Origin of the sequence: Rahnella laticis (genome assembly GCF_015644585.1) — a bacterium.
GTDB lineage: Bacteria > Pseudomonadota > Gammaproteobacteria > Enterobacterales > Enterobacteriaceae > Rahnella > Rahnella laticis.
In genome coordinates this window covers 208430-220182 of the sequence record NZ_JADOBI010000004.1, presented here as the reverse complement: position 1 = coordinate 220182, position 11753 = coordinate 208430, and the positions used below count along the sequence as shown (strand labels likewise).

The following is an 11753-nucleotide window of genomic DNA, read 5'->3' as shown; positions in this document are numbered from 1 at the left end:
GTCTGCCTTAATCCGGGTAGCCCTGCGGGTTTTTCGATTGCCACAGCCAGGTGTCATTGGCCATGTCTTCCAGCGTGCGTGTCACTTTCCAGTTGAGTTCTTTGGCGGCTTTGGACGGGTCAGCCCAGTAGGCTGGCAGGTCGCCCTCGCGGCGCGGTGCAAACTTGTAGTTCACCGGTTTGCCACAGGCTTTGCTGAAGGCCTCAATCACTTCCAGCACGCTCTGGCCGAACCCTGCGCCGAGGTTGTAAATGTGTACGCCCGCTTTGTTGTGCAGGGTTTTCATTGCGGCGATGTGGCCGTCGGCCAGATCGACCACGTGGATGTAATCGCGAACGCCGGTGCCGTCAGGCGTCGGATAATCGTTACCGAATACCGCCACAGATTCGCGGCGACCCACGGCCACCTGAGCAATAAACGGCATCAGGTTATTGGGCACGCCCTGCGGATCCTCACCCATCAGGCCAGACGGATGCGCGCCAACCGGGTTGAAATAGCGCAGCAGGGTAATGCTCCACTCCGGTTCAGCACGTTGCACGTCTTCGAGAATTTGTTCGACCATCAGCTTGCTGCGGCCATAAGGGCTGGAAGGATTGCCGGTCGGGAAATCTTCGACATACGGGGTTTTCGGCTGATCGCCATACACGGTCGCGGATGAGCTGAAAATCAGGTTCTTAACGCCCGCGGCGCGCATTGCTTCAACCAGCACCAGCGTGCCGGAAACGTTGTTATCGTAATACGCCAGCGGTTTAGCGACGGATTCCCCGACGGCTTTCCAGCCCGCGAAATGAATCACGGAATGGATGTGGTGTTCGCTGAAGATCTTATCGAGGAGTGCGCGGTCGCGGATATCGCCTTCATAGAACAGCGGCGTTTTGCCGGTCAGCGTATTGATACGTTCCAGAACGCTAACTTTACTGTTGTGAAGATTATCCAGAATGATTGGCGTATAGCCCGCATCAATCAGTTGCACGCATGTATGGCTACCAATGTAACCGCTACCACCTGTGACTAAGACGTACATAATCGCTCCTCGATGAATATCATGATGCAACGATAACACGCTGCATGACTGAAAAAGGTGATCCATCCCCAATAAAATGGAATCGCTTACACAAACAGTTTACCACCTTTCAGTGCCGCTATACAGGTGCTGTGCGCCGTACAGAAAGCCTGCTGGAGCGCGCCGGAAGCCAGAAATACCGCTAAGTGTAATCGCTTACATTTTGTGGTGTGATTTACTCACCGCAGACTTTTGCGTCATTTTTCAGACTCCAGCCGGAGGGAAAGCCGACATTTTATCCAGTAACCAGTGACGCAGGATCCCGATATCCTCGCGTGCGCTTTTCTCTTTTGTGGTCACCAGATAATAATTTGCACCGGGGAGATGGTGCGGGAAGGGAACGGTGAGGATGCCTTTTTCAATGAAATCCCGCGCCAGCAAACTGCTGACAATCGCCACGCCCTGGCCGGCAATGGCTGCCTGAATCGCATGAGTTTCATCGGTAAAACGCAACCCGTTGTCGATGTTGAGATCTTTCGGGCCGAAATGCGCACGCCAGTTTTCCCAGTCGGGTGAAGGGCGGGGAATGTGACGATTCTCAACATGAAACAGCGTGACGCCCGTCAGGTCTGCCGGGTTTTTCAGCGCCAGCGCCGGGCTGGCGACCAGAATAAACGTGTCGTGATAAAGCAGTGCGGAATTCAGCGACTCATCGGCAGATTCGCTGTAACGGATCGCCACATCCACCGTATTACGCGTTAAATCCACCAGCTCAATGCCGGTATGCAGTCGCAAATCCATCGCCGGTGCTGCCTGTTTTAAATCCGCCAGCCGCGGAACCAGCCAGTGCGTCAGAAAATTCGAGGTGGTCGTCAGCGTCAGCGCAGGCGGTAATCCTGCGTGATGAATTTCTTCCACGGCAGCCTGTAAACCGGCAAAAGCATGGCGCGTTGCCTGCCGCAAAATTTGCCCGGCGGCGGTCAGTTTCACCTCGCGGGCGCTGCGTTCAAAAACGGCGGTGCCCAGCGCCTCTTCCAGAACACGGATCTGGTGACTGATCGCCGTAGCCGTCACGCCGATTTCTTCGGCAGCGCGTTTAAAGCTGGCCTGCTGTGCCACCGCGTCGAACGCTTTCAGTGAACCCAGAGGCGGTAAACGGATTTTCTTCATGATGAGTTATTTTCATCCGTGGCTGAAATCTATGACTTTGAGTCTCCTAAAATAGGCAGTGTAAGCTCCTTTATCAACACGATGAGGATGAATAGCGTTCATCCTGATATCGCAAAGTTTGGAAAAAGGAGTTCTGTATGTCTGTCATTAATTTCCGGGTGCCAGCGCTGGCCTTTTCGCTCGGCGCTTTGTTTATTCTGTCACTGACCATGACGCTGCTGGGTGTGGCGCATCAGGGGCTGGACACACCGCTAACGCACAGCTTTGCGGGCGCGGCGGCTATATTTTTCACGTTGTTTATGATCAGCGAGCGTTATAACCCGCAGCCGCTTTTGCCGCAGACCTTGCGGGTTTGCACCGAATTGCAGATAAGCCTCTGGACCAGCGTTTTCTTTGCCGCCCTTTGCGTACCGGCTTTCTTCCTGCTGGCCTGGCTGCTGAAAAACAGTTACGGGTTTGGTCTGCTGCAAATCCTCCTGAGCATTGCCCTGATCTTGCTGATGGTCCGGGCGGGCCATGCGCTGGGAGAAAAGGTTCAGGCCGAATTCACCCGCGATAAACGCCTGCTTCTGGGCTTTACGCTGGCCGCCGCCGGAACAGGGATGATTGCTGTGATGCAGGAAGGTTGCGCGTTCTGGCTGGCGCCGCTGCCCGCGATGATCCTCAGCGGTATGGGGCTCGGGATGGTGAATCACGCCAGAAATATCAGATTGCAGGTGATTGCGGCGCAGGGAAGGTGGCTCAACGGCGTGGCGCTTATCGCCAGCACTGTGGTTACACTGGCGTTGCTGACAATGATTGTGACGATTTATCCGGGCTATGCGGGGCTCGAAAACGGGTTCACACTGTTAGGGATTTTTGCCCTGGCGGGCATGGTGGTGGCGCTGATGGCCGAGGCGTAAAACCGCCCTCCGTGAACCGGAAGGCGGGTGAAAAATCAGAGCGCGTCAATCTGATAACGGTAGATATCGTCTTCAGGGATAAAGCTCAGGCGGTGCGTGATGCACTCCGGCGCATCTTCAGCGTGATGCGAAACGAACAGCAATTGGGTGTCGCCTTCACCTATCAGAATATCGACGAAACGACGCACCAGCTGGCGGTTTATCGGATCCAAACCTTGCAACGGCTCGTCGAGGATCAGCAACGCCGGATGTTTCACCAGTGCGCGGGCAATCAGCGCCAGACGTTGTTGTCCCCACGACAGGCTGTGAAACGATGTGTCACCGGCATTGCCGCCGAGGCCGAGCAATTCCAGCCACTGATTTGTGAGGAATCTCTGGCGATCAGAAACCGCCTGATAAATGCCAATCGAATCGAAGAAACCGGAGGTGATCACGTTGCGGACGCTGGTGCTGACGCGGTAATCCAGATGCAGGCTGCTGCTGACATAACCGATGTGGCGCTTGATGTCCCAGATGGTTTCACCGCTCCCGCGGCGGCGGCCAAACAGCGTCAGGTGATTGCTGTAACCCTGCGCGTGATCGCCTGTGATCAGGCTGAGCAGCGTCGATTTCCCTGCGCCATTCTGCCCGGTGATTTGCCAGTGCTGACCGTGATCAACCTGCCAGCTTAAGTTGTGCAGGATCGGTTTATCGTTGTATTGGACCACGCCGTCTCGCAGCACGATCAGCGGAGCATCCTGTGGCGGCGTAACTCGCGCCGTCGGATCTTCTGCTTCCGGCACTGCCATGCCGCTGAGGCTTTCGCTGTGCGCCAGTTGTGCGACCAGCGCATCGGCCATGACCTGTTCGCGCGGGCCGACGGAGGCCAGGGTGCAATCCGCCAGCACACCGACGTTTTGCACAAATGACGGAATATCGTCGAAGCGGTTGAGCACCAGCACCATCGTCTGGCCTTCGCCGGAAAGGGTTTCCAGCAACTGCGCCAGCTGCGCGCGGGCATTGACATCGAGCCCGTCGAACGGCTCGTCGAGCACCAGCAGGTCTGGCCGCTGCATCAGTACCTGACACAGCAATGTCTTGCGGGTTTCGCCGGTGGATAAATATTTGAACCGCCGATCGAGTAATTTTTCGAGTCCAAACTGGGCGGCCAGGGCGGCGCAACGGGCAGGATCGCGCACTTCTTCCTGAATGATTTCCGCCGTCGTCCGGCCGGTATCGTCTTCCCCTTCACTCAGTAAATCGGTGTTATTGCGTTGCCATTCATCGGCGACCAGTTTCTGGAGTTGCTCAAACGACAGGCGAACGATGTGCGGAAAACTGTTTTCACGCGTCCCTTTCAGCAGGGTTATATCGCCCGCCAGTGCGCGGGCCAGCGCAGACTTACCGCTGCCATTCGAGCCGACGAATGCCCAGCTGTCGGCCTGATGAATACTGAGATCGGAAAGTGTGAGGGTTCGGGTATCGCTGAGGCGAAAAACGCCTTGCGAGATATGCAACGACGACATTGTTCATCCCTTTTTCCCGTCATATTTCAAGTTACATATGCGTTGGCTACGTTCGCTCACCCGAATCACTTACTTATGTAAGCTCATCGGGATTCACTCTCTTGCCGCCTGCCTGAAACTCGAATTATTTAGGGAAATGAATTTTGATTGATAAATTAAGGGATAAGCGCTGCACTCTCTCAAGTCAATTGACAATTCTGCAAAATGTTAACGCTGATTCTGCAAGATTCTGATTTTTTTATCTTTTCAGCACAGAGTGGCGAGGATCACCTTGTCATCATCAAACTGCGCGAAGACGCTCTGGCCGGTTTTCAGTGCCAGACGGTCAACGTCGCTGTTGGGCACCGTGGCGCACAACGTTTCGCTGCTGGGTAATTTCACCAGCACTTCGCAGTTGTTCTCACCGCGCTGAATACTGATGACGTCACCCTGCAACGCGTTATGCGGATTTTCTGCCGTATAGCCGAGCGTGATCCACGGCGCTTTGATCAGCACCAGCACTTCTTTGCCCGGCGTCAGTGCCAGACGGTCGGCGCTTTGTTCGGTGATCGCTGCACGAATTTGCGTTTTGCCGTCGGCCAGCATGATGTCGATATGCTGCTGAACAACCTCATGCGAACGGTCAATAACGTTGCCGAAAAACTGATTGCGGGCGCTGGTTTGCAGTGAGAAACGCGAAATCGCCGCAAGCAGGCTGTCGAGCGGCAGGGAGTCTTCTTTCAGTACATCAAAGGCTTTTTGCTGGATTTGCGCCAGCAGTTCATACAGCTGAATCAGGCGTTCGCCGTAAGGCGTCAGAACGGCGCCGCCGCCCCCTTTACCGCCGGTGCTGCGTTCAACCAGGGTCTGGTCTGCCAGCTGATTCATTTCATTGATAGCATCCCATGCGCTTTTATAGCTGATGCCTGCGAGCTTCGCGCCCTGACTGATTGAACCGGTATGGCGCACCTGTCGCAGCAATTCGATGCGGCGCGGATCGGCGAACAATCGCTGCTGGAGTTTAAGGGTTAAGAGAATTTCGGCTTGCATTGCAGCGTCCTTATTAGAATCATTATTCATTGTCGCCGCTAAACCCGCAGGCAGGCAAGTTGGCTAAATGCTAAAGTAATCACAGTCCCGTACTGTTATTATCCGCAACAGATTGATTTTTCGTTTTGACTTCAAGCACGAAGTCCAACAACGCCTTCGGGCCGTTCAGCCAGTTAAGTGAGGCTATCATGTTAGAATTATTAGAAAGTTTGCTTTTCGCTGCCATCATGGTACCGATTTTCATCGCGGTTATCCTGGGTCTGATCTGGGGACTGGGCGAAATTTTCAACGTTATTTCCAATGTCGGCCACTCTAAAGAGTCCCGAAATACCCCGATTGTAAAATGAGTTAAGGGGTTTAACCCGCTTTCCGAAGAGCCCGGCCATTGTGCCGGGCTTTCTATTTTCAGGGCGAGATCAAGAAACCGCAGGTTCTTAATGTCTGCGGGGATAAAACGGATGACATCATTTTTTTCGACGCTATATTGGTGCTTACATAACGTAACATCTACTTATAAGGAAGAAGAAAACTGATGAAAACTTCATGGGGCAAATTGTTAACCGCTACCGTCATGGTCGCCGGTCTGGGCGTTCAGGCTCAGGCTGCTGAAAAAATTACGGTCTTTGCCGCCGCGTCGCTGACCAATGCGTTGCAGGATATCGCCACGCAATATCAGAAAGAAAAGGGCGTGCAGGTTGTCTCCTCTTTCGCCTCCTCTTCAACGCTGGCGCGCCAGATTGAACAGGGCGCACCGGCAGATATGTTCATCTCTGCCGACCAGCAATGGATGGATTACGCCATCAGCAAGCAGGAAATCGTTGATAACACCCGTTACACCCTGCTGGGCAACGAACTGGTGCTGATTTCTGCGAAGAGCAGCAAAATCGATAAAGTCGATATTTCTGAAAAAACCGAATGGACCAAACTGCTGGGCGACAGCCGTCTGGCTGTGGGCGATCCCGACCACGTTCCGGCCGGTATTTATGCCAAAGAAGCCCTGCAAAAACTGGGTGCCTGGACCACGCTGGAATCCAAACTGGCGCGCGCCAGTGACGTTCGTGCGGCAATGGCGCTGGTAGAACGTGAAGAAGCGCCACTGGGTATCGTTTATGGCTCTGATGCGGTTGCCAGCAAGAAAGTTAAAGTGGTGGGCATCTTCCCGGCAGCCAGCCACAAGCCGGTTGAATATCCGATGGCGATTGTGAAAGGCCACGAGAATGCGACCGTCAGCGGTTTTTATGATTATCTGAAAACGCCAGCGGCCGCTGAAATCTTCAGGAAATACGGTTTCACACCGCGCGGATAATCCGTTTATCGCCGAATCCCTTAAGTCATCCCTCCGGGGATGACTTCATATTTGTTCCACGTTGTTATGTAATACTAAAGCGCTGATCCTTTCCTGTTATCGCGAATGCAAAATGCCACGAGCACCCAATCTTAAGTCCCCCTGTGGCGGCTGATTAAAGGCTTTATCTTTTTTGCCGATATTTTATGTTTACGGCTTCACATTTTATTCAGGACAAATGAACCGACATGATGTTGAGTGAATATGAGTGGCAGGCGGTACTTCTCAGTTTGAAAGTCTCGAGCCTGGCCGTTGTTTGCAGTCTGCCGCTTGGTATTCTGATGGCGTGGATTTTGGTCCGCTGCCGCTTCCCCGGCAAATCCCTGCTCGACAGCATTATCCATCTGCCGCTGGTATTACCGCCGGTGGTCATTGGTTATTTGCTGCTGGTGGTGATGGGGCGACGCGGCGTGGTGGGGCAGTGGCTCTATAACTGGTTCGGCTTCAGTTTCAGTTTCAGCTGGCACGGCGCCGTGCTGGCGTCCGCCGTTGTGGCGTTTCCGCTGATGGTGCGGGCTATCCGCCAGTCGCTTGAGGCTGTCGATCCCAAACTTGAGCTTGCCGCCCGGACGCTCGGTGCGTCGCCGTGGCGGGTATTTTTCACCATCACACTGCCGCTTTCGGTGCCCGGCGTTATCGTCGGCATCGTGCTGGCCTTCGCCCGCTCACTGGGTGAATTTGGCGCGACCATCACGTTTGTTTCCAATATTCCGGGGGAAACGCGCACCATTCCGCTGGCGATGTATACCCTGATTGAAACCCCCGGCGCAGAAAGTGCCGCCGCACGACTTTGCGTGCTGGCGATCCTGCTGTCTCTGGCGGCGTTACTGATTTCTGACTGGCTGGCAAAACGCAGCCGCATACGGCTGGGAGGCTGAAATGCTTGAACTCGATTTCAGCCAGAAGCTGGGCGACCTGGATTTACAGATTTCACAGGAACTGCCCGCACAGGGCATCACCGCGATTTTCGGTTTGTCCGGCGCGGGTAAAACGTCCCTGATCAACGCCATCGGCGGGCTGACCAGGCCGGACTCAGGGCGTATCGCGCTCAACGGGCGAATTTTATCCGACACGCAGAACAACATTTTTCTGCCGCCGGAAAAACGCCGCGTGGGGTATGTTTTTCAGGATGCGCGCCTCTTTCCGCATTATCGCGTGCAGGGAAATCTGCAATATGGCATGGCGCCGTCGATGCGCGGCCAGTTCGACAGCATCGTCCGTCTGCTGGGTATCGGCGCTTTGCTTGATCGTTTCCCGCTGACGTTGTCTGGCGGCGAAAAACAGCGCGTGGCGATTGGCCGTGCGCTGCTGACCGCACCGGAAATTCTGCTGATGGACGAACCGCTGGCAGCGCTGGATCTTCCGCGTAAACGCGAGCTGATGCCCTATCTGGAGCGTCTGGCGCAGGAAGTCAGCATTCCGATTTTGTATGTGACGCACAGCCTGGATGAGATTCTGCGTCTGGCGGAAAAAGTGATGGTGCTGGACGCCGGTAAAGTGCTGGCGATGGGCGCGCTGGAAGAAGTGTGGGCGAGTAACGTCATGCGTCCGTGGCTGCCGAAAGAAGAGCAGAGCAGCGTGCTGAACGTCAGCGTGCTGGAACATCATCCGCGTTACGAAATGACGGCGCTGGCGATTGGCGACCAGCGTTTATGGATCAGTAAAGTCGAAGAAGCGCCCGGCACGCCGCTGCGCGTGCGCGTGAATTCCACCGACGTTTCGCTGGTGCTGCAACCGACCGCCAACAACAGCAGCATCCGCAATATTTTGCCCGCGAAAGTGCTGGAATGTCTGGACGTGGGCAATCAGGTGGAAGTGAAACTGGCGATGGCCGATCACATTCTCTGGGCACGCATTACGCCGTGGGCGCGCGATGAACTGATGGTGCGTTCAGGCCAGTGGCTGTATGCGCAAATTAAAAGTGTGTCGGTGAACCGTTAAGCTTTTGACGCGTGATACAGCGCCAGAACTTTTTCGGCGAATTCGTCATCGATAATATAGAAATAACACTCCGGCACATTCAGCACGCGGGCGAAATGACACATGGTGTCGAAGTTCGGGCTGTAGGTGCCGTTTTCATATTGTGAAACCCGCGAACGCGCGGTGCTTTCATCAATTCCCGCCATAACGCCGAGTTTTTCCTGCGTCAGTTTCGCCTTTGTTCGGGCAGATTTCAGTCTGTATGAGATCATCGTCAATAACCACAAAAAGAGTATTGACGTTATGTTTAGCATTACTTAACATCATTGTTGTTTAGAGTTACTAGACATCGTAAGGTGAAAGTGTAGTTCACTTTCCGGAATGCCGTACAAACAACAAAGGATGAACGATGAGAATGGAAGATGACTGGCACCCGGCAGATATCATCGCCGGGTTACGTAAGAAAAGAACCACGCTGGCGGCGGTATCGCGGGAAGCCGGTTTAGGTTCCTCTACGCTGGCAAATGCGCTGGCGCGTCCGTGGGCAAAGGGCGAAATGATTATCGCTAAAGCGCTGGGCGTTCCACCGTCGGCTATCTGGCCGAGCCGGTATTTTGATGCACAGATGCGGTCAATTCCGCGCAGCATACGGCCCGTGAAAATCAAACCCGAATTAAAGACCGACTGATGATTTTGTGGCAGAAAAAACGCCTTCCTCTTTAGAAGGGGAAGGCGCGAAAAAGCGCAGGGATTAGTTCAGGACTTTCGTGCGGATAACGTCTGCAATGCCCGGCGTTTCGTGGTCGCCAATGACCAGCGCCGCGCGTTCTTTTATCGCATCCGCCGCATTGCCCATCGCCACGCCCAGACCGACATTTTCCAGCATGCTCAGATCATTGTAGTTATCGCCGAACGCGACCACATCCTGCATGCTCATCCCCTGAGATTCGACCCATTCCTGCAAGCGACGGCCCTTGCTGTTGCCGCCTTTTGCCACGTCTACCTGATCGTGCCACGACCATTCGCAGGCCAGACCCAGATCGTTTTCCACCTGTGCGGCAAACGTATGCAGGGCATCAAGATCCTGATGCGACGTGGCGAATTTCCAGATGGACTGCGCCTCGTCTGCGGCTTCACGCAGGCTGTTCACCTGAACGATATTCGGACGCTGATGTTCCGGCAGGCTCTGACCCCAGGCAATCGAACGGGTCACGTGGCCGCTTGGTTGCTGATACAGCATCGCATCATCGACATACAGCAGGCCGTGAATGCCGTGATGATCCAGCAGGTCGATGACTTTTTTAGCTTTCACGCTGTCGAGCGGATCGGAAGTTAATACCTTACGTGCCTGATAATCATACAAATAAGTCCCGTTACAGCAGATAGCAGGTGTATCGAGCTCCAATGCCTGATAAAACGGATGGATTGCCACATGATGGCGACCGGTGACGACAACCACTTTAATGCCTTGCGCGCGGGCATCGGCCAGCGCAGCAAGGGATTCAGGAAGAATACGTTTTTGACGGTCCAGCAGCGTACCGTCGAGATCGAGCGCAATAATGCGATAAGTCATGAGCAGTCCATCGTAAGTGTGGGTGGATCGAAGAAATTATCATCATGTTACCGTGTTAAGCCTGCTAATTAAACCTTGGATCCGGCACCTTTAGTGCCGCCAGTGCGTTGAGTTATCGTGTTAACCTGAGCTACGCTTTTTAAAAGTCTACCCACTCATTCGGTTTTAATAAGGAGATGTGATGAAGCAAGTCGTCTACGTTGCCAGCCCTGATAGCCAGCAAATCCACGCTTTTCGTCTGGCGGATAATGGTGAACTGAGCCTGCTGCAAACGGTGGAAGTGCCGGGACAGGTTCAGCCGATGGTGCTCCATCCTGACGGTCATCGTTTGTATGTCGGCGTGCGCCCGGAGTTTGGCGTACTGACGTACCACATTGACCACGAAGGGAAACTGGAAGAAGCCGCAATGGCTCCGCTGCCGGGCAGCCCGACGCATCTGGGGATCGACCTTCAGGGGCGTTTTGTGTTCTCGGCTTCTTACAGCTTCAACAACGTCAGCATTCATCCGCTGGATGAAAAAGGTCACGCGCTGGCACCGGTTCAGGTTCTGGAAAACATCCAGGCGCCGCACTCTGCCAATATCGACCCGACCAACCAGTTGCTGATGATCCCGGCGCTGAAAGAAGACCGCATTCGTCAGTACGATTTCAGCCAGAAGGGCGAAGCGACGCCACATCAGACCGCCAGCGAGCTGCGCACTGTTGAAGGTGCCGGTCCGCGCCACATGGCATTCCACCCGAATCATCACTTTGCCTACTGTGTAAATGAGCTCAACAGCAGCGTTGATGTGTACCAGAAAGACGTCGGCACCGGCGAATATCGTCAGGTTCAGACGCTCGGCGTTATGCCGGCTGATTTTACCGGCACCTGCTGGGCGGCGGATTTGCACATCACGCCGGACGGAAAATTCCTCTACACCTCAGACCGTACGGCCAGCCTGATTTCTGTTCTGTCGGTTTCCGAAGATGGCAGCGAGCTTACGCTCACAGGGCACCATGCGACGCAAACTCAGCCGCGCGGTTTCAATATCGACTTCACTGGTCAGTACGTGATCACGGCGGGTCAGAAATCCGATGCCATTGAAGTGGCGAAGATTAATCCGCAAAACGGCCAGCTGACCACGCTGAAAACTTACCCGGTGGGCAAAGCGCCGATGTGGGTAAGCATTCTGGAAATTGATTAATCACTCTGGTGTATTAGTGAGATTGTCTAATGTTTATGTTTTAACATCTCAATAATACCGCCACGGAATAATGATCAAGCCCCTGTAATAAGGGGCTTTTTTATTGCCTGAACCTTTCGGGCG

The 11753-nt window shown here is 54.3% G+C and carries 13 protein-coding genes; 7 read left to right on the top strand and 6 right to left on the bottom strand.

Going from position 1 to position 11753, the window contains the following annotated elements; translation table 11 throughout:
• Window positions 1–7: 7 nt before the first annotated feature.
• Window positions 8–1024, bottom strand: a complete 1017-nt coding sequence (gene galE, locus IV433_RS10470) for a UDP-glucose 4-epimerase GalE (RefSeq protein WP_195814154.1) — start codon at window positions 1022–1024, stop codon at window positions 8–10.
• Between the two features lie 243 nt (window positions 1025–1267).
• Window positions 1268–2173 carry a LysR substrate-binding domain-containing protein gene (locus tag IV433_RS10465; protein WP_195814153.1) on the bottom strand — a complete coding sequence of 302 codons (906 nt, stop codon included), beginning with the start codon at window positions 2171–2173 and terminating at the stop codon, window positions 1268–1270.
• Window positions 2174–2310: 137 nt separating this feature from the next.
• On the opposite strand from IV433_RS10465, the gene IV433_RS10460 reads away from it, so the two are divergent.
• Entirely contained in the window at window positions 2311–3075 is a 765-nt protein-coding gene (locus IV433_RS10460; protein ID WP_195814152.1) for a hypothetical protein, read from the top strand.
• A 35-nt stretch (window positions 3076–3110) separates the two neighbouring features.
• On the opposite strand, the gene modF is transcribed toward IV433_RS10460, so the two are convergent.
• Together modF and modE are read right to left on the bottom strand one after the other, a co-directional pair.
• Window positions 3111–4580, bottom strand: coding sequence for a molybdate ABC transporter ATP-binding protein ModF (modF, locus tag IV433_RS10455; protein WP_195814151.1), 1470 nt, complete (start codon window positions 4578–4580; stop codon window positions 3111–3113).
• Window positions 4581–4826: 246 nt separating this feature from the next.
• Window positions 4827–5609 carry a molybdenum-dependent transcriptional regulator gene (gene modE, locus IV433_RS10450; protein WP_195814150.1) on the bottom strand — a complete coding sequence of 261 codons (783 nt, stop codon included), beginning with the start codon at window positions 5607–5609 and terminating at the stop codon, window positions 4827–4829.
• A 188-nt stretch (window positions 5610–5797) separates the two neighbouring features.
• Here modE and IV433_RS10445 point away from each other — a divergent pair, with 188 nt between their 5' ends.
• From IV433_RS10445 to modC, 4 genes are all read left to right on the top strand, one after another.
• Complete coding sequence (locus IV433_RS10445) at window positions 5798–5956, top strand: AcrZ family multidrug efflux pump-associated protein (protein WP_152325463.1); 159 nt, start codon at window positions 5798–5800, stop codon at window positions 5954–5956.
• 185 nt (window positions 5957–6141) lie between these two features.
• A complete protein-coding gene (gene modA, locus IV433_RS10440; RefSeq protein WP_195814149.1) occupies window positions 6142–6915 on the top strand; it encodes a molybdate ABC transporter substrate-binding protein in 774 nt (257 codons plus the stop codon).
• 227 nt (window positions 6916–7142) lie between these two features.
• Window positions 7143–7832 carry a molybdate ABC transporter permease subunit gene (modB, locus tag IV433_RS10435; protein WP_104922867.1) on the top strand — a complete coding sequence of 230 codons (690 nt, stop codon included), beginning with the start codon at window positions 7143–7145 and terminating at the stop codon, window positions 7830–7832.
• A 1-nt stretch (window position 7833) separates the two neighbouring features.
• Complete coding sequence (gene modC / locus IV433_RS10430; protein WP_195814148.1) at window positions 7834–8895, top strand: molybdenum ABC transporter ATP-binding protein ModC; 1062 nt, start codon at window positions 7834–7836, stop codon at window positions 8893–8895.
• Here the strand turns inward: modC and IV433_RS10425 are convergent.
• Window positions 8892–9146 (bottom strand): helix-turn-helix domain-containing protein, encoded by a 255-nt coding sequence (locus IV433_RS10425; protein ID WP_195814147.1) that lies wholly within the window; start codon window positions 9144–9146, stop codon window positions 8892–8894. The genes modC and IV433_RS10425 overlap by 4 nt on opposite strands.
• Window positions 9147–9289: 143 nt before the next feature.
• Between IV433_RS10425 and IV433_RS10420 the strand changes: the two genes are divergently transcribed.
• Window positions 9290–9562: a helix-turn-helix domain-containing protein gene (locus IV433_RS10420; RefSeq protein ID WP_195814333.1), complete on the top strand. Its 273-nt coding sequence runs from the start codon at window positions 9290–9292 to the stop codon at window positions 9560–9562.
• A gap of 63 nt (window positions 9563–9625) precedes the next feature.
• Here IV433_RS10420 and IV433_RS10415 read toward each other — a convergent pair whose 3' ends face one another.
• A complete protein-coding gene (locus IV433_RS10415; protein WP_152325467.1) occupies window positions 9626–10447 on the bottom strand; it encodes a pyridoxal phosphatase in 822 nt (273 codons plus the stop codon).
• Between the two features lie 181 nt (window positions 10448–10628).
• On the opposite strand from IV433_RS10415, the gene pgl reads away from it, so the two are divergent.
• Complete coding sequence (gene pgl, locus IV433_RS10410; protein ID WP_195814146.1) at window positions 10629–11630, top strand: 6-phosphogluconolactonase; 1002 nt, start codon at window positions 10629–10631, stop codon at window positions 11628–11630.
• The last annotated feature ends 123 nt before the right edge of the window (window positions 11631–11753 follow it).